16 protein-coding genes are annotated in these 19,371 nt (G+C 37.5%); 14 read left to right on the forward strand and 2 right to left on the reverse strand.

The genetic code is table 11. The features are described 5' to 3' along the window. Positions 1-205 precede the first annotated feature (205 nt). From ATHE_RS03135 to glnA, 14 genes are all read left to right on the forward strand, one after another. Positions 206-1,465: a UDP-N-acetylglucosamine 1-carboxyvinyltransferase gene (locus tag ATHE_RS03135; protein WP_015907205.1), complete on the forward strand. Its 1,260-nt coding sequence runs from the start codon at positions 206-208 to the stop codon at positions 1,463-1,465. 21 nt (positions 1,466-1,486) lie between these two features. After that, positions 1,487-2,284, forward strand: coding sequence for an MBL fold metallo-hydrolase (locus ATHE_RS03140; protein WP_015907206.1), 798 nt, complete (start codon positions 1,487-1,489; stop codon positions 2,282-2,284). Positions 2,285-2,313: 29 nt separating this feature from the next. Continuing rightward, on the forward strand, positions 2,314-2,760 hold the full coding sequence (rpiB, locus tag ATHE_RS03145; RefSeq protein WP_015907207.1) for a ribose 5-phosphate isomerase B: 447 nt from the start codon (positions 2,314-2,316) through the stop codon (positions 2,758-2,760). 38 nt (positions 2,761-2,798) lie between these two features. After that, on the forward strand, positions 2,799-3,440 hold the full coding sequence (gene upp / locus ATHE_RS03150; protein WP_013403882.1) for a uracil phosphoribosyltransferase: 642 nt from the start codon (positions 2,799-2,801) through the stop codon (positions 3,438-3,440). Between the two features lie 50 nt (positions 3,441-3,490). Beyond that, positions 3,491-3,937: a deoxycytidylate deaminase gene (locus ATHE_RS03155; RefSeq protein WP_015907208.1), complete on the forward strand. Its 447-nt coding sequence runs from the start codon at positions 3,491-3,493 to the stop codon at positions 3,935-3,937. 15 nt (positions 3,938-3,952) lie between these two features. Beyond that, positions 3,953-5,350 carry a bifunctional UDP-N-acetylglucosamine diphosphorylase/glucosamine-1-phosphate N-acetyltransferase GlmU gene (gene glmU, locus ATHE_RS03160; RefSeq protein WP_015907209.1) on the forward strand — a complete coding sequence of 466 codons (1,398 nt, stop codon included), beginning with the start codon at positions 3,953-3,955 and terminating at the stop codon, positions 5,348-5,350. Positions 5,351-5,467: 117 nt separating this feature from the next. Next, entirely contained in the window at positions 5,468-6,445 is a 978-nt protein-coding gene (locus ATHE_RS03165; RefSeq protein WP_013403879.1) for a ribose-phosphate diphosphokinase, read from the forward strand. 92 nt (positions 6,446-6,537) lie between these two features. Further along, on the forward strand, positions 6,538-7,107 hold the full coding sequence (gene pth / locus ATHE_RS03170) for an aminoacyl-tRNA hydrolase (protein ID WP_015907210.1): 570 nt from the start codon (positions 6,538-6,540) through the stop codon (positions 7,105-7,107). A gap of 3 nt (positions 7,108-7,110) precedes the next feature. Then, positions 7,111-10,536, forward strand: a complete 3,426-nt coding sequence (mfd, locus tag ATHE_RS03175; protein WP_015907211.1) for a transcription-repair coupling factor — start codon at positions 7,111-7,113, stop codon at positions 10,534-10,536. A 96-nt stretch (positions 10,537-10,632) separates the two neighbouring features. Then, entirely contained in the window at positions 10,633-11,640 is a 1,008-nt protein-coding gene (locus ATHE_RS03180) for a peptidylprolyl isomerase (RefSeq protein ID WP_015907212.1), read from the forward strand. Positions 11,641-11,675: 35 nt separating this feature from the next. After that, complete coding sequence (gene tilS, locus ATHE_RS03185; RefSeq protein ID WP_015907213.1) at positions 11,676-13,046, forward strand: tRNA lysidine(34) synthetase TilS; 1,371 nt, start codon at positions 11,676-11,678, stop codon at positions 13,044-13,046. 2 nt (positions 13,047-13,048) lie between these two features. Next, positions 13,049-13,582, forward strand: coding sequence for a hypoxanthine phosphoribosyltransferase (gene hpt / locus ATHE_RS03190; RefSeq protein WP_015907214.1), 534 nt, complete (start codon positions 13,049-13,051; stop codon positions 13,580-13,582). Between the two features lie 52 nt (positions 13,583-13,634). Continuing rightward, positions 13,635-15,485, forward strand: a complete 1,851-nt coding sequence (gene ftsH, locus ATHE_RS03195; RefSeq protein WP_015907215.1) for an ATP-dependent zinc metalloprotease FtsH — start codon at positions 13,635-13,637, stop codon at positions 15,483-15,485. 166 nt (positions 15,486-15,651) lie between these two features. Beyond that, positions 15,652-16,989, forward strand: a complete 1,338-nt coding sequence (gene glnA, locus ATHE_RS03200) for a type I glutamate--ammonia ligase (RefSeq protein ID WP_015907216.1) — start codon at positions 15,652-15,654, stop codon at positions 16,987-16,989. Between the two features lie 66 nt (positions 16,990-17,055). Here the strand turns inward: glnA and gltA are convergent, their stop codons facing one another. Beyond that, a complete protein-coding gene (gene gltA, locus ATHE_RS03205) occupies positions 17,056-18,480 on the reverse strand; it encodes an NADPH-dependent glutamate synthase (RefSeq protein ID WP_015907217.1) in 1,425 nt (474 codons plus the stop codon). Beyond that, positions 18,456-19,298 carry a sulfide/dihydroorotate dehydrogenase-like FAD/NAD-binding protein gene (locus ATHE_RS03210; protein ID WP_015907218.1) on the reverse strand — a complete coding sequence of 281 codons (843 nt, stop codon included), beginning with the start codon at positions 19,296-19,298 and terminating at the stop codon, positions 18,456-18,458. The genes gltA and ATHE_RS03210 overlap by 25 nt, the downstream gene beginning before the upstream one ends. Positions 19,299-19,371 lie beyond the last annotated feature (73 nt).

The following is a 19,371-nucleotide window of genomic DNA, read 5'->3' on the forward strand; positions in this document are numbered from 1 at the left end:
CTTTTGTTTCCCCTTCGGCTATAATTTCTTGGCTTATTCTTATTATATCATTTTTTAGAAAATCACACTACTTTTTCATTTCCGCTGATATTTTCAATTGGCTTGATGAAAAGAATATTCTTCTTTTCAGATTTCACAAGAAAGAATATAATATAAAAGAATGGGAAGATAAATAAAAGCTTTTTGAAAAGAGAGGGTGCAAGAGTTGAAAGAAGCTTATGAAAAACTTGTGATAGAAGGTGGCAATCCTTTATATGGTGAGGTTATAATAAATGGCGCAAAAAATGCTGCAGTTGCTGTAATTCCCGCAGCTTTAATGGCTGACGGGGAAAGTGTTATAGATAACCTTCCTTTAATTGAAGATGTGTTTGCAATGGATGACATTTTGCTAAGGCTTGGAGCAAAGATAGAGTATGACAATCATTCTCTTAAAATAGATGCGAGGAATCTGCATAGCTGTGTAGCACCATATGAAAGTGTCAAGAAGATAAGAGCTTCATATTACCTCATTGGAGCACTTCTTACCCGGTTTGGCAGGGCGGAGGTTGCCATGCCAGGCGGGTGTAATTTTGGTTCAAGACCAATTGACCAGCACATAAAAGGTTTTACAGCGCTTGGTGCTGATGTTAGAATAGAAAATGGTATGATAAAAGCATATGCAGACAGGCTTGTTGGAACAAAGATATATTTGGACGTTGTGTCTGTTGGTGCAACAATCAATCTTATGCTTGCTGCTGTCAAGGCAAAAGGCATCACAATAATAGAAAATGCCGCAAAAGAACCGCATGTTGTTGACACTGCAAATTTTCTGAACAGTATGGGTGCAAAAATCAAGGGCGCAGGTACTGACATTATAAGGATTGAAGGAGTGGATAAGCTTTATCCAACAAAGTATGCAATTATTCCTGACCAGATAGAAGCAGGGACATATATGATAGCTGCATGTGCAACAAAGGGACATGTAATTGTAAAAAATGTGATTCCTAAGCATTTAGAGTCGCTGACAGCAAAGCTTATTGAGATGGGGGCAGAGGTTATAACTTATGAAGACAGCATCGAAGTTATTTGCCGGCAAAGACTTAGAGGTTCGAGCATAAAGACAATGCCGTACCCAGGTTTCCCCACAGACCTTCAACCTCAGATGACAGTGCTATTGAGTCTTTGTAATGGTACAAGCATTGTTACAGAAGGTGTGTGGGAAAATAGATACCAGTATGTGGATGAGCTCAAAAAGATGGGAGCAAACATTAAGGTTGAGGGGAGAGTGGCCGTTGTTGAAGGTGTTGAGAGCCTTCAAGGTGCTGAGGTTGTTGCTGTGGACCTTCGGGCAGGTGCTGCATTAATTGTTGCAGGGCTTGCAGCAAAAGGGAAAACTGTAATTTACAATGCCAAAAATGTGGATAGAGGTTATGAAAATATAGATTTTAAGCTTTCAAAACTGGGTGCAAAAGTTTCAAGAACATAAGATAAAAGGGGAAAGATAATAATGTCGGATGAAATGCTTTTTTGTCCGCTGTACAGTGGAAGCAGTGGAAATAGCATTTTGATTTCGTACAAAGATACATCAATAATAGTTGATGCTGGTGTAAGCTTTAAAAAACTTGCAGAGGCGCTCGAAAAAATTGGATTTAATAAGAAAATTAATGCAATTTTACTTTCACATGACCACTACGACCATGTTAAATGTGCGGGCGTTTACTTTAGAAAGCTCAATGTTCCCATTATAACAAATTACAAAACATGGGAAAGTATAAAAAACTCTCTTGGCAAAGTTGACGAAAGCTATGTCAAATTAATTGATACAGGTACAAGCTTTTCGGTAGGAAGTATTGGAATTGATACATTTTCAATACCTCACGATGCATCTGATCCGATGGGGTTTTGTTTTTATTTCAAAGACAAAAAAGTTTCAATTTGCACAGATGTTGGACATGTAAATGACAGCGTTGCCAGAATGATAGATTTTTCAGATATTATCTTACTTGAATCAAACCACGACGTTGAGATGCTGATGTTCGGACCTTACCCATATTATCTTAAACAGAGGATAAAAAGCGATAAAGGTCATCTTTCAAATGAACAGGCAGCTCAGATGATTTTAAGACTAAATCTTGCTCGTACAAGAAGGATTTATTTAGGACATCTTAGCGAAGAGAATAATCACCCGGATGTTGCGCTTTTGACAGTAAGTTCAATTTTAGAGCAGCATGGTGTATTTGAAAGTTATCATCTTTCTCTTGAAATTGCAAACAGGTACAGTCCATCACTTTGTTCATTACTATAAAGAATTTTTTGAAAGGGGAGAATTTAAAAGTGAAGATTGCAATAGGTTCTGACCATGCAGGATTTTCTTTGAAAGAGGCGGTGAAGAAACATCTTGAGAAAAAAGGGATTGAGTTCAAGGACTTTGGGACGTACTCTCAAGAGTCTTGCGACTACCCGGACATTGCAAAGGATGTGGCGCTGGCAGTAAAAAACGAAGAGTTTACATTTGGTATACTCATCTGTGGGACAGGAATTGGAATCTCTATTGCTGCAAACAAAGTAAGGGGAATTAGAGCTGCGCTTTGTCATGACACATTTTCTGCTAAAGCTGCACGAGCTCATAACAATGCAAACATCCTTGCGATGGGTGCAAGGGTTATCGGTGAAGGGCTTGCATGTGAGATTGTAGATGCATTTTTGGCATCAAACTTTGAAGGTGGAAGGCATCAGAGAAGGATTGATAAGATACATCTTATAGAGAATGACCAGAAATAGTAAAATTATCACAAATTTATTAGAAAGGAGTAAAGAGTATGGTAGAGTACAAGAAAAATGTATACGTATTTGACCACCCTTTGATTCAGCACAAGCTGACCTTAATTCGTGACAAAAACACAGGGGTTAAAGAGTTCAGAGAGCTTGTTGAAGAGATAGCAATGCTCATGGCGTATGAGGTTACAAGAAATCTACCTTTAAAAGAGGTTGAAATTGAAACACCTGTTGGAGTTGCAAAGTGCAAAGTAATCTCTGGAAGAAAACTTGCAATTGTGCCCATTCTGCGCGCCGGGCTTGGCATGGTGGATGGACTTTTAAAGTTAATTCCTGCTGCAAAGGTGGGGCATATTGGTCTTTACAGAGACCCTGAGACTTTAAAGCCTGTTGAGTATTACTGCAAACTTCCACAGGATGTCCACGAAAGAGACATAATTGTGCTTGACCCGATGCTTGCAACAGGGGGGTCTGCGTCTGCCGCGTTTGACTATATAAAAAGATACAATCCTCAGAGTTTAAAACTCATGTGCCTCATTGCAGCACCAGAAGGCATTGAAAGGTTAACTCAAGACCATCCTGACGTTGAGATTTACTGCGCAGCAGTTGATGAAAAACTAAATGACCACGGCTATATTGTTCCCGGGCTTGGTGATGCCGGTGACAGACTGTTTGGTACAAAGTAACGGTGAAAGTTTGGGAAAGATTCAGAGAAGGTGGATGGAGGAATTTTAAGATGAGACCTACATGGGACGAATACTTTATGCAGATTGTGGATATAGTAAAAGAGCGCTCCACTTGCCTCAGAAGGAAGGTTGGAGCTTTGATTGTAAAAGACAAAAGGATTCTTGCAACAGGCTACAATGGAGCACCCACAGGTCTTCCTCACTGTGACGAGGTTGGGTGCTTAAGAGAAAAGTTAAATGTTCCTTCAGGGCAGAGACATGAGCTTTGCAGAGGACTTCATGCAGAACAAAACGCTATAATCCAGGCAGCAAAAATGGGTGTTGTGATAGATGGAAGTGTAATTTACACAACAACATATCCTTGTGTAATATGTGCAAAGATGATAGTAAATGCAGGGATAAAGAAGGTTATATATAAAGGTTCGTATCCAGATGAAATGAGCCAGCAGATATTTAAAGAAGCAGGGATAGAGGTGATAAAGTTTGAAGAAAAATAGTGAAGGTGATTTGAAATGAAAAGACAAACGTTTATTGTACTTGCTGCTGGTGAAGGCAAAAGAATGAAGTCAAAGTATTCTAAGGTTGTTCAAAAAATAATGGGAAAACCAATGATACTTTATCTGATTGACGAGATTGAGAAAAACTTTGAAAATAGCGAGATAGTAGTTGTTGTCGGCAACAAAAAAGAGGATGTCTGCAAGGTTTTAGATGGCAGAAATATAAAATTTGCTCATCAAGAAAAGCAGCTTGGGACTGCCCACGCGGTGATGTGTGCAATGGACAAGCTCTCAAAGCAGGCGGAAGATGTATTTGTTCTTTACGCAGATGCACCTTTTATTAAAGCAGATACACTAAAAAGAATTTCTGAAAAAAGAAAGAAGGAGAACGCATCGCTCTGTCTTTTGACTGCCATCTTCGAAAATCCGTATGGTTATGGGAGAATAATTTCTGATGAGAATGGTAATGTTTTAAAGATTGTCGAGGAGAAGGATGCAACAGACGAGCAGAGGAGAATAAAAGAAATAAATCCAGGTTTTTATTGCTTTGAAATAAATGCACTTGCAAGTGTTTTAACAAAGATAGACAATAACAACAGCCAGCAAGAGTATTATCTTACAGACAGCATAGAGATACTGAATAGAGAAGGTAAGAAGGTAGTAAAAGTCCTATGTGATGATAATTTTGAGGTCATGGGCATTAACTCAAGGTATGAGCTTTTTTTGGCTGAGCAGGAGCTGAAAATAAGAATAAATAAAAAGCACCTTGCAGAAGGTGTTCAAATGATAGATATGTATTCTGTCTACATTCATCCAGATGTGCAGATAGGTAAAGACACAGTGATATATCCCGGCACATTCATACTTGGCAACACTACAATAGGAGAAGAGTGCGTAATTGGACCGAACTCATACATTGTGAATTCAAAAATAGGTAATAAGTGTCATGTGTGGTTTTCGGTGATTGAGGATTCTGAGATAAAAGACAATGTAAAGGTTGGACCTTATGCTCACTTGCGTCCAAACAGCATCTTGGAAGAAGGAGTCAAGATTGGCAACTTTGTTGAGGTGAAAAACTCAAAGGTGGGCAGAAACACAAAGTCAGCTCATCTTACATACATTGGAGATGCTGACATAGGCGAAAATGTGAATTTGGGCTGCGGGACCATATTTGTAAACTACGATGGGTATAAAAAGCACAGAACAGTGGTTGAAGACAATGCGTTTATTGGCTGCAACTCGAATCTTGTAGCACCTGTTAAAATTGGGAAGAACGCCTACATTGCGGCAGGTTCTACAATCACAGATGATGTTCCTGCAGATGCTCTTGCGATTGCCCGTGAAAGGCAGACTATAAAAGAAGGCTGGGTTTTAAAGCGCAAGAAGATGTATGAAAGCCACAATAATAAATAATAAAATGAATATATTTTGTAGACATTTTAAGATAAATTTATTAAATATTTTGTGTTATAATATAGTTTGCGTGGGGAAAGGGTAGAAAAATTAACTTTTGTGCTGGGGGTAAAGAAAGTGATAACACATGGTAAAGAGATAAAAATATTTACTGGTAATTCGAACAAGGAGCTTGCAGAAGAGATAGCCAGTCACCTGGGCAAGAAGCTTGGTGATGCAGAGATTGGCAGGTTTTCAGACGGTGAGATATCAGTTAGAATAAACGAAACTGTGCGCGGCGCAGATGTTTTTGTAGTCCAGTCAACCTGTCATCCCGTGAATGAAAATCTGATGGAACTTTTAATCATGATTGACGCTTTCAAAAGAGCTTCGGCAGGAAGAATTACAGCTGTGATACCATACTATGGATATGCAAGACAGGACAGAAAAGCACGGGCACGCGACCCAATAACAGCAAAGCTTGTTGCAAATTTGATAACATCTGCAGGGGCAGATAGGGTCTTAACTATGGACCTTCACGCACCTCAAATTCAAGGGTTTTTTGATATACCACTTGACCATCTAATTGGTGTTCCGATTTTAGCAAAATATTTTATGGAAAATGTGAACTTAGAGAATGCTGTTGTTGTATCGCCAGACCTTGGAAGTGTGACACGTGCACGCAACTTTGCAACAAAGCTTGACCTGCCGCTTGCCATAGTTGACAAAAGAAGACCCAAAGCAAATGTTGCCGAGATTATGAACATAATTGGTGATGTGAAAGACAAGACATGTTTGATGGTTGATGATATGATAGATACAGCAGGTACTATTGTTGCTGCAGCTCAGGCTCTTATGGATTATGGTGCAAAGGAAGTTTATGCATGCTGTACGCACCCGGTTTTATCCGGACCTGCTGTTGAGAGAATACAACAGTCGCCTATTAAAGAGCTTGTTGTGCTCAACACCATTCCTCTTCCGCCTGAAAAAAGGATAGATAAGATAAAGGTGTTGTCTGTTGCAAGCCTTTTTGCTGAAGCAATAACAAGAATATACGAGGATGTGGCTATTTCTACCCTTTTTGATGAATATATAAGCACAAAAGGGAACAGATAAAAATTGCTTTCAAAGAAGATAAATAAAGGCTGTCTTTTGACATGGTTTAAAAGGCAGCCTGTTTTTGTAAATAAAAAAGGAGTGAGAAAAAGTTGGACTATATTATTACAGGGCTTGGTAATCCTGGTGAGAGATACACATTTACAAGACACAATGCAGGTTTTTTAGCGATTGACTATTTAGCACAGTTTTTTAACACCAAAGTTGACAAAATAAAGTTCAAAGGTTTGGTTGGCAGCTTTGAATATGCCGGTAAAAAAGTTTTGCTTTTAAAGCCAATGACATATATGAACGCAAGTGGAGAAAGTATCATAGAGGCAGTAAACTTTTATAAGATAAAGCCTGAAAAGCTTATTGTGATTTACGATGATATAGCCTTTGATGTTGGAGTTGTGAAGATGAGGAAAAAAGGGTCTGATGGAGGGCACAATGGTATAAAATCAATAATACAGTGCCTTGGTACAGAAGAATTTCCAAGAATCAGAATAGGTATTGGTGTTCCAAAATATGATATGGTAAAATATGTTTTGTCTGAATTTGAAGATGGTGAAAAAGAAAAGATATTCAGAGCAATTGAAAAAGCATCAAACGGCATAAAAATCTTGCTTGAAAGTGATATAGATAGGGCAATGAATTATATAAACGGGGATGTGGTGGTGTAGGCTTTGTTAAAGGTTTTAGAAAGGCTTGATAGTTTTAAAACTCTTGAAGAGATTGTTGCCAAAAAAAGCCTTCCTGTTGTTGTCACAGGCGTTGGTGAGATGGGGAAAGCGCTTGTAGTCAAGTATTTATGTGAAAAATTTAACAAAAAGGCGTTGTTTATAACAACTCAAAGAGCAAAACTTGAGTGGGAAAGAAGGTTTAAAAACCTTTTTAGTAGTGTAGTGAACCTGCAGGAAAGAGAAAATCCGTATGTTGTATCTTTTGCAAAGAGTAGGGATTCTGAAATTACCAGAATAGAGCAGTTTGTAAAGATTTTTGAGGATGGTTTTGATGTTCTCATATTAACTGCCCAGAACCTTTTTGAAAAGTACACAGATTTGAAGCTTGATTGCATTCTTCTCACAGAAGGTCTTGACATTCAGCTTGAAACCCTTATAGGAAAGCTTTTAACATTCGGGTATGAAAGAGTAAAAACTGTGGAAAAGAAAGGACAGTTTTCTCAAAAAGGTGGCATAGTTGATATATATCCTGTGGCAAGCACATATCCTGTGAGGATTGAGTTTTTTGGAGATACCATAGATACAATTAGACTTTTTGATGTTGAAACCCAAAAATCTTTTGAAAAAAAAGATAGTATTAAAATTTACAAGGCAATTGAGTGGGATTTACAAGAAGACTTTTCAGAGGGCTTAAAACATATAAAAGATGACTACAAAAAAACGAAATCTAAGCTGAAAGAAGAGAGCAGAAAGAATTTAGAAGAGACTTTCAAAGAAGTGATAGAAGGAATTCGGCTGGATGTTGAAAGGCTGTATCCATATTACTATCAGCAATTTTTATCAGTTATTGATATTTTTAGTGAATGTCTTATTTTTGTTGACGAGTATAGTCAAGTCTACAATAGCTTGAAAGCTTTCGAACAAGAGACACAAGAGATCTTTTCAGACCTTTTAGAAAAAGGATTTGTGCTTCCAAAAATGGCAGAGTGTTATTTTACCACGAGCGAAGTTTTAGAAAAGCTTTCGAGGTCGATAATTCTTCAAACATTTGTCTCAGCTATAAAGGAGCTTGAACTCAAAGATATCATTTCTTTCAATTTTTTAAGGGAGCTTCCTTCTTATAATGGGCAGAAGGAAGTTTTAATAGACGATTTGAAGTATTACATGTCCAAAAGATATACCATAAACATCTTTACAGGAAGTCGAACATCACTTGAGGACTTGGCAGATGCACTTTTAAAAGAAGATATACAGTTTTCTGAGGCTGAAGAACCAGAAGTAGAAAGAACGGGAGTGTATTTAATAGCCCGGTCTATTGAAAAGGGTATTGAAGTGCAAGATCTCAAATTGGTTTATCTTTCGTTTTTCCACCTTGAAAAGAAGAAGGAAAATGAGACAAAAAAGAGGATAAAATCTAAAAAGGATGCTTTTTATACAATTGAGGATTTAAAACCAGGTGATTTTGTCGTTCACAGAACACATGGTATTGGCAAATTCTTGGGATTTGAAAAGATTACAGTTGAGGGTACAACAAAAGAATATGTAAAACTTGAATATGCTAACTCTTCTTATTTGTATGTCCCAACAACAAACTTGGATGTGATTGAAAAGTATATTGGAACAGACGATGTACAGCCAAAACTATCTAAGCTTGGGTCACAAGAGTGGCAAAAGCAAAAACAAAAGGTAAGAAAATCTCTTGAGATTGTAGCAAAAGACCTGGTTGAGCTTTATGCAAAAAGGCAGCTTGGGAAGGGTTTTAAATTTTCAAAAGATACGCTGTGGCAGAAAGAGTTTGAAGAGAAGTTTCCATATACAGAGACAGAAGGTCAGCTTCAGGCCATAGAAGAGATTAAGAGGGATATGGAAAGTGAAAAGCCGATGGATAGAATACTTTGCGGCGATGTTGGCTATGGCAAGACTGAGGTTGCAATGAGAGCAGCATTCAAAGCTGTGATGGATTCAAAACAGGTGGCAGTACTTGTTCCTACAACCATTCTTGCGCAGCAGCATTACATGACATTTTCTGCACGAATGAAAGATTTTCCAGTAACAATTGAGGTTCTCTCACGTTTAAAAAGTGAGACGCAGCAAAAGAAAATAGTAAGAGGTTTGAGGGAAGGCACAATTGACATTGTAATTGGAACGCACAGGCTATTGTCAAGCGATGTTAAGTTCAAAGACCTTGGTCTTTTGATTATTGATGAAGAGCACAAGTTTGGCGTGGAAGCAAAAGAGAAGATTAAAAAGCTAAAAACAAATGTTGATGTGCTAACCCTCACCGCAACGCCCATACCAAGGACACTTAACATGGCACTTTTAGGAATCAGGGATTTGAGCGTGATTGAAGACCCGCCGGAAGACAGGTTTCCTGTGCAGACATTTGTGCTTGAGTACAATGAGAGGATAATAAAAGAAGCTATTTTAAGAGAAATTTCAAGAGGGGGTCAGGTATTTTATCTTTACAATAGGATAAAAGATATACAAGAGGTGGCTGCTAAACTTCAAAATCTTGTGGACGACAGTATAAAAGTTGCATGTGCTCACGGGCAAATGCCCGAAGAAGAGTTGGAGAGAGTGTTACTTGATTTTATTGAAGGCAGGTACAATGTGCTTGTGTGCACAACAATCATAGAGTCTGGGGTTGACATGCCAAACGTCAATACACTTATTGTGGAAGACAGCGATAGACTTGGTCTTGCTCAGCTTTATCAGCTAAGAGGGAGGGTAGGTCGTTCTTCAAGGCTTGCATATGCATATTTTACATTTAGAAAAGACAAGGTGCTCTCCGAACAGGCACAAAAGAGACTTGCTGCAATAAAAGAGTTTACAGAACTTGGGGCTGGTTTTAAAATTGCCATGAGGGACCTTGAGATAAGAGGTGCTGGGTCTTTGCTTGGAAAACTTCAGCATGGGCATATAAACAGTGTTGGGTATGATATGTATATAAGACTTCTTTCAGAAGAGATAAGGCGTCTTAAAGGTGAAAATATACAGCCAGAGATTGAACCTCAAATAGATGTAAAAGTAAGTGCATTTATTAGTAGCAGTTACATTGATGATGAAAAAGAGAGAATTAATATGTATAAAAAGATTTCGTCAATTGAGTCAAAAGATGATGTAAACGATATTTATGATGAACTAATAGACAGGTTTGGGGATGTGCCAAAGGAGGTTGATAATCTGATAAAGGTTGCATATTTGAAATGTTTGTGCAAAAAAGCAGGTATAATAAGTATTTTGCAGTTTCAAGAAAGTCTTTTTAAACTTCAGTTTTTGAACAAAGAAATGCTTGAAGCTGCAAAGATGAAGTTTTTAAGGAAAGGACTTTCATATTTACAAAACAGGGATGATATGTTACAGCTCTTGATTGCAAATAACTGGTTTGATACCTTAATAGCTATTTTAGAAGATTTACAAGAAAATTAAAAAAGTTTTTACAATTGGGGTGCTTTAAATTAGTCCTTTATTATTTTATAATATTAATATTATCAAAAAATACTTTTAACAAAGGAGAAGGGATGTATGGATAAAAGAACTAAAATTGTGCTTTTTTCTATTGCAGCAGTTGTACTTCTTATAATTCTTATTGGTGTGACACCTGAAATAGTAAAGTACGTAGATGAAAACAGAGCAGTTGCTATAGTAAATGGCGAGAAAATAACAAAAAAGGAGTTTGCTATTAACTATAGGTCACAAATAAACTACTATGGAATTGACAAAACATTTTTATCACAAAAGGTTGGAGATAAGACATATGAGCAGCAGATAAAAGAGAATGTTTTGGATGGTCTTATAATAAGACAAATTGAGCTTCAGCAGGCAAGAAAGAGAAATATTACTTTGACTTCGGCAGAAAAAAAGGCAATAGACCAGCAAATTGAGCAATACAAGTCAGATTCTCAATCAGGTGCTGAGTTCAGGCAATATCTTCAGACAATTGGTGCAACCGAGAACGAATATAAGGACCAGGTAATAAAATCTAAGATCGTTTCAAAGTTGTATGATGAGATAACTAAAAATCAAAAAGCGACAGATGCTGAGGTAGAAAACTATTATAGTTCACATAAATCAGACTTTGTTGAGGTAAAAGCAAGCCATATTTTGTTTAAGGTAAATGACTCAAAAGAGGAAGCTGCAAAAAAGAAGAAGGCTGAAGAGATTTTGCAGATGATAAAAGACGGGCAGAACTTTGAAAAGCTCGCACAAAAGTATTCTGAAGATGAGAACACAAAACAAAAAGGTGGAGACCTTGGGTATTTTAGAAAAGGACAGATGGTCAAAGAATTTGAGGATGCTGCATTTTCTCTTAATATTGGCGAGATAAGCAATATTGTCAAAACAAGTTACGGGTATCACATTATAAAGGTAACAGATAAAAAGCAACTCTCTCTCAACGAGGTCAAGGATGAGATAAAGTCAACAATTGAGAGTCAGAAGAAGGATGAGTATTATCAGAGCTTGCTTGAAAAATGGAAAAAAGAAGCAAAGATAAAGAAGTTTGAAGATGTTTTAAAAAGCGTATCAATATAGTAGTTTAGCTTTTAACTTTGAGGTGTGAATTTAAAGTGGAGTTTTTGGAGAAGGTAAAGAGTAACATAGAGAAATATGGGATGCTAAAAAAAGGTTTTAAAGTGTTAATAGGATGTTCTGGCGGCGTTGACTCAATGGTATTGCTTGATTGCATCTTAAGGCTAAAAGATAAGTACAACTTGGATATAACTGTTGCACACCTTAATCATATGCTAAGACCAGAGGCAGATGATGATGAGAAATTTGTAATTGAGATTTGCAAGAGGTATAATATTAAATGTATTACACGAAAAGTTGATGTTGCTAAACTAAAAAAAGAAAAAGGACTTTCTGAAGAGGAAGCAGGAAGAAGCGCAAGATATAGTTTTTTTTATGAAGTAGCAGAAGAGCTGAACATTGACAGAATACTTCTGGGGCACAACAAAAACGATGTGGTTGAAACCTTCTTTTTGAACCTGTTCAGAGGAAGTGGCTTGGAAGGTCTTGCATCTGTGCCGCCTGTGCGTGATATTGTTGCAAGACCTCTTATAAATATTTCAAGGGAAGAGATTGAAGAGTATGCCAAACTTAATAACGTTCCATTTGTTGTCGATAAGACAAACTTTAGTCTTAAATATAAAAGAAACATAGTAAGAAACGAAATCTTACCACTTATAAAAGAAAAATTTGGAGAAAGTGTGTTAAATACAATTTTTCGAACAATCGAAATAATAAGAGAAGAGAGTGACCAGATAGAAGCACTTGCTCAGAAATATTTTCAGGAATATGTTCAAAAAGAAGATGCTTATTATGTTTTCAATATTGAAAAAGCAAAAAATCTTCCGGCATTTTTGCGAAGAAGAATTATAAAAATGATACTTGAATATTTTAACGCTCCAATTTCGTATGATATCTTAAAAGAGATTGAAGAGCTTGCTTCTCTTTCATCAGGTAAGAAAAAGGTATACAATGAATTAGTTGTTGAAAGACAAAATGACGAGCTGGTATTTTATAGAAAATCGGAAGAGAGTCCTTTTTGTTTTGAAATATCTTTAGACAAAGAAAACCATGTATTTTATAAAAGTTTTAAGTTCAATGTTAAGCCTACTTACAGGATAGAAAACCCAAAGAATATATACATTGATGCACAGCATATTACGCAGGAAAAGCTTTATCTTCGAACGAGAAGAGATGGTGATTTTATCTATTTCAAAACGGGTAAGAAAAAATTAAAAGAGTGGTTCATTGACAAAAAAATTCCCAAACGAAGACGAAGTTCCATTTTACTTCTTGCAAAAGGCAGTGAAGTGATTGTAATATTTGATATTTATTCAAATATAGTTACTATAAACCATAAGTATAAAATCAAACCAAATACAAATATTTTCTTGGAAATACAATTTGCAAAAGTGAAAGGAGAAGAGTGACAGTGAAAGACATATCGCTCAAAGTAAAAGAGATTTTAATTACTGAGGAGCAGATAAAACAAAAGGTAAAAGAGCTTGGACAAAAAATTTCTGAAGATTATAAAGATAGTGACGACTTTTTGATGGTATGCATTTTAAAAGGTGGGGTAATTTTTATGGCAGACCTTTTAAGACAGATAACTATCCCTGTTAAGATAGAGTTTATGGCAGTGTCAAGTTATGGAAACTCAACATCTTCATCTGGGATTGTAAGAATTCTAAAGGACCTTGACACAAGCATAGAAGACAAGGATGTTTTGCTGGTTGAGGATATTGTTGATACAGGTTTGACTTTAAGATATATAACCGAATATTTGAGGGGGAGAAAACCAAGAAGTTTAAAAATTTGTACCATGCTTGACAAGCCCAGTAGACGAAAGGTGGATGTAGAGATACATTACAAGGGGTTTGAGATACCAGACAAATTTGTAATTGGTTATGGACTTGATTATGCAGGGCTTTACAGGAACCTGCCTTATATAGGCGTTTTGGAATAGAAATAGAATAAAATTTAATTTTAGAATACTTGAAGGGAGTGCCTATTTACAATTGAGGAACCTATTTAAAACTGCAACAATTTATATTCTGATTGCTCTTGTGATTTTGTTACTTGTAGATATTTTTAGTGGAGGGCTTTCGTACAATCAGTTCTTTTCAAATTTGAGCGAAAGAAGAGAGGTAATTTATTCAGAGCTTATAAACGATATAAACGATGGCAAGGTGACAAGGATTGTTTTGAGCTATAACAATGTGTCTGGACAGTATGCAGACGGCACCAAGTTTGACAATGTGTTTGTACCATCTCCAGATAAGTTTTTAGACCAGATACAGCCAGCCATTCAGGCAAAGAAGATTCAAATAGTGACAAAAGAACCACCGCAGGTTCCATGGTGGCTTTCGACCTTTTTGCCAATGCTTATATTTGCAGGACTGATGATTTTTGTATGGATATTCATGCTACAGCAGACCCAGGGTGGCGGCAGCAAGATAATGTCGTTTACAAAATCGCGTGCAAAGACAATCCAGGACCTCAAAAAGAAGGTCACATTTGCAGACGTTGCAGGTGCAGATGAAGAAAAAGAAGAACTCAAAGAGGTTATTGATTTTCTCAAAAATCCAAGAAAGTATATCGAACTTGGTGCGAGAATTCCAAAAGGGATTTTGCTTGTCGGACCGCCTGGAACAGGTAAAACCCTTTTAGCAAAAGCAGTTGCAGGCGAGGCAGGAGTTCCATTTTTCAGCATATCGGGTTCTGACTTTGTTGAGATGTTTGTTGGTGTTGGCGCAGCAAGAGTGAGAGACCTTTTTGACCAAGCAAAGAGAAATGCTCCATGTGTTGTGTTTATAGATGAGATTGACGCAGTTGGTCGTCACAGGGGAGCAGGGCTTGGCGGAGGTCATGACGAAAGAGAACAGACTTTAAACCAACTTCTTGTTGAGATGGACGGGTTTGGAACAAATGAAGGAATAATTGTAATGGCGGCAACAAACAGACCTGACATATTGGACCCTGCACTTTTGCGACCTGGCAGATTTGACAGGCAGATTGTTGTAAATGTTCCAGACGCAAAGGCAAGAGAAGAGATTTTAAAAGTCCATGCACGAAACAAGCCTCTGGGTGAAGATGTTGATTTATCTCAAATAGCAAAGATAACAGCTGGGTTTACTGGTGCTGACCTTGAAAATCTTTTGAATGAGGCTGCACTTTTGGCAGCAAGGAAGGGTAAAAGACAGATTAACATGGAAGAGGTTCAGGAAGCTGTAGCAAAGGTGTTGATGGGGCCTGAAAAAAGAAGCAGAGTTTATACTGAAAAAGAAAAGAAGCTTACTGCATATCATGAAGCAGGGCATGCAATTGTTAGAACTATGATTCCTGATTCTGAACCTGTTCATGAGGTTTCAATTATACCAAGAGGGTATGCCGGTGGGTACACTATGTATCTTCCAAAGGAAGATAAGTTCTACGCATCAAAATCTGATATGATGAGAGAGATTGTAACCCTTCTTGGTGGAAGAGTTGCAGAAAAGCTTGTTTTGGAAGATGTATCAACAGGTGCAGCATCTGATATAAAAAGAGCAACCAAGATTGCAAGGGACATGGTAACAAAATATGGAATGTCTGACAAACTTGGTCCTATGACCTTCGGAACAGAGCAGGAAGAAGTGTTCTTAGGAAGAGACCTTGCGCTTGCAAGGAACTACTCAGAGGAAGTTGCTGCTGAAATAGACAGGGAGATAAAAAGCATTATTGAAGAGGCTTATAAAAAGGCCGAAGAGATACTAAAACAGAACATTGATAAGCTTCACAAGGTTGCAAATGCACTTTTAGAAAAAGAAAAGCTCACGGGCGAAGAGTTCAGAAAACTTGTTTTTGAAGATGCTCAGCCACAGCTTGTTTAAATAAGGTATGAAAGATTATAAAAATGTAGTTGCATTTTTTCGAAGAATATAATATAATAAAATTGAAAGGACAAAGGCGTCCTAAAGTTTAAAGTGGGCGTCTTTGTCCTTTTTTGTTTATTTAACAAGCATTATAAAAAATTTTTAAATGGAGGGGAATTTAGTAATGAAGAATTACACCAAGGAAGACATCATTCGCATATGCAAGGATCAAGATGTAAAATTCATAAGGCTTCAGTTTGTCGATATTTTTGGGATTTTAAAGAATGTTGCAATTACAGTTGATCAGTTAGAAGCAGCTCTCAACAATGAAATTATGTTTGATGGTTCGTCAATTGAAGGTTTTGTAAGAATTCAGGAATCAGATATGTATTTAAGACCAGACCTCAACACATTTACAATCTTCCCATGGAGACCTTCACCAAATAGAGTTGCAAGATTAATTTGCGACGTTTATCTTCCAGATGGAACACCGTTCCCTGGCTGTCCGCGCGGTGTGTTAAAGAAGATGCTCAAAAAGGCTGAAGAAATGGGATTTAAGTTTTTTGTTGGGCCTGAGCTTGAATTTTTCTTGTTCTTAACAGATGAAAATGGAAATCCAACTTTGCAAACACATGACAATGCAGGATATTTCGATTTGGGTCCAGTTGATTTGGGTGAGGATGCAAGAAGAGACATGGTATTGACTTTAGAGGAGATGGGATTTGAGATAGAAGCATCTCACCATGAAGTTGCACCTGGCCAGCATGAGATTGACTTTAAATACGACGACGCACTTTACACAGCTGACAATGTTGTGACATTCAAGCTTGTTGTAAAGACAATTGCACAAAGACATGGTCTGCATGCAACATTTATGCCAAAGCCGATATTTGGAATCAATGGTTCTGGAATGCATACAAATATGTCTCTTGCAAGGGTATCTGACGGCATGAATGCATTTTTAGACCCAAATGATAAGCTCCAGCTTTCAAAAGAGGCATATTATTTCATTGGTGGTCTTATGAAACATGCGAGAGAGTTTGCGCTTGTTACAAATCCACTTGTAAATTCATACAAGAGATTAGTACCAGGGTATGAAGCACCAGTTTACATTGCTTGGTCACCAAAGAACAGAAGCCCGCTTATAAGAGTTCCAGCTAAAAGAGGGCAAGCAACAAGGGTTGAGCTAAGGAATCCTGATCCATCAGCAAATCCATACCTTGCATTTGCAGCTGTTTTAGCAGCTGGGCTTGACGGCATTAAGAACAAGATTGAGCCACCAGAACCAGTTGAAGAAAACATCTTCGTAATGAGCGAAGAGGAAAGAGCAAAACGTGGAATTGGAAGCCTACCAGGAAGCTTAGAAGAGGCAATCAAAGAGTTTGAAAACAGCGCTCTTATGAAAGAGACACTTGGAGACCACATCTTTGAAAAGTACTTAGAAGCAAAGAAGCTTGAATGGGATGATTACAGAACAAAAGTACATCAATGGGAGATTGACTCATATCTTACAAAATACTAAATTTAATAATAAAGGCTGCCAACTCAAAAATAAAGAAGGCAGCCTTTATTGCATATTGCTGTAAGTTTAAGATTCACTATTCATTTTAGCATTTAAATACCTGTCAATACTCTCTGCAGCCTTTTTTCCCATCCCCATTGCAAGAATGACAGTAGCTGCGCCTGTGACAATGTCGCCTCCTGCAAACACACCTTCAATGTTTGTCATAAGATTTTCATCTACCTTGATAGAGCCATTGGGGTTTAACTCAAGGTCAGGTATAGCTTTTTTGACAAGTGGGTTTGGACTTTGTCCAATTGCAACAATGAAGTTGTCTGCTTCGAACACAAAGTTTGAACCGTCTACAGGTTTTACGCTTCGTCTGCCAGAGCTATCCGGGTCAGATAGCTTCATTTTTACAAGTTCTAAAGCTCTGACATGACCCGACTCGTCGCCTATGAACCTCACAGGACTTACAAGCTCAACTATTTTTATCCCCTCTTCTTTTGCATGCAGAATCTCTTCTTTTCTTGCAGGCATCTCAGCCTCAGTTCTTCGGTAGAGGATATAAACATCACTTCCAAGCCGTCTTGCAACTCTTGCTGCGTCCATTGCAACGTTACCGCCACCAATTACACCGACCTTCTTGCCAAGTTTGATTGGTGTGTCATATTCAGGGAACTTGTATGCTTTCATGAGGTTTATCCTTGTTAAAAATTCATTTGCTGAGTATATACCGTTTAAAAGTTCACCTTCAATATTCAGGAAATTTGGAAGTCCAGCGCCAGAGCTTATAAATACAGCATCAAATCCTTCCTGCTTTAAATCCTCTAAATCAAATGTCTTGCCGAATATCATGTTTGTTCTAAACTCAACGCCCATCTTTTTTAGATTTTCAATCTCCCACTCAACAACCTCCTTTGGAAGTCTAAATTCAGGTATTCCATAGTACAAAACACCGCCAAGCTTATGGAATGCTTCAAATATTGTAACTTCATATCCCATCTTTGCCAAGGATGAAGCACATGAAAGTCCTGCGGGACCAGAGCCAATTATTGCAACCTTTCTGCCGTTTGGCTGGGGCTTTGAAAATTCAAATTCACAGTTTTGTCTAAACCAATCAGCCGCAAACCTTTCAAGTTTGCCAATAGCAATTGGTTCACCTTTTATTCCACGAACACAGTTCTGTTCGCACTGAGTTTCCTGTGGGCATACCCGTCCGCATATAGCAGGAAGAAGATTTGTCTCAAGTATTTTCAAGTAGCTTTCTTTGAATTTTTTTTCCTTTATAAGCCGGATGAATTCAGGAATTTTGACTTCAACAGGACAGCCTTTTACACACGGTGCATTTTTACACTCAAGACATCTTTGTGCCTCCATAGCAGCTTCATCAGGTGTATAGCCCAAGCACACTTCATCAAAGTTGTGTATCCTCTCAATAGGTTCCTGTTCCTTAATTGGAACTCTTTTCAATACGTCCAATTTCTCTACTCCCCCAATCCAATTTTGCATTTGTGTTCCTTGTACGAAATGTTTTCAACATCTTGATAGTAGGAATTTCTTTTCATAAGTCCATCAAAGTCAACTTCAAATCCGTTAAAAATAGGACCATCAACACAGGCAAACTTTACTTCATTTCCAATCTTCACTCTACATCCGCCGCACATTCCTGTCCCATCCACCATAATTGGATTGAGACTTACCAAAGTCTTGATTGAAAACCTTTTTGTTATATCAACAACTGCCTTCATCATTGGAACTGGTCCTACAGCGAATATTTCATCATACCTTTTGCCACTTTCTAAAAGTTCATTCAAGATATCCGTCACAAATCCTTTTTTTCCATAGGAACCGTCGTTTGTGGTGATGTAGAGATTATTACAATATTTTTTTAGCTCATCCTCAAAAAAGACATTTTCTTTTGACCTTCCTCCAATGATGATATCTATATTTTTGCCTTCACTGTGAAGCATCTTTACTTTTGAAAATATTGCTGGTATTCCAAGTCCACCTGCAATAAAGAGGTAGTCATTATCTTCCGGGCTGTGCTCATATGGTATGCCAAGCGGACCAACAAAATCAATAATCATGTCACCTATATTTAGCTGGGCCAAAAGTGAGGTTGTCTTTCCAACAACTTGAAAGATAATGTATACAACTCCTTTTTCTCTATCAAAATCTGCAATTGTAAGAGGAATCCTTTCACCGTTTTCTGTAACTCTTAAGATAACAAACTGACCAGGTTTTGCCTTTTTTGCAACCTGTGGGGAGTATATACCCATGAGCCATACATTTGGTGCTAAGTTTTGCTTTATAGCAATCTCATTCATATTTTATCACCCATATTAACACAGATTTTAATATATAGTATCAAAAAAGCTCTGAAAATTCAAACATAAAGTT

Source organism: Caldicellulosiruptor bescii DSM 6725 (genome assembly GCF_000022325.1).
Taxonomy (GTDB): Bacteria; Bacillota; Thermoanaerobacteria; order Caldicellulosiruptorales; family Caldicellulosiruptoraceae; genus Caldicellulosiruptor; species Caldicellulosiruptor bescii.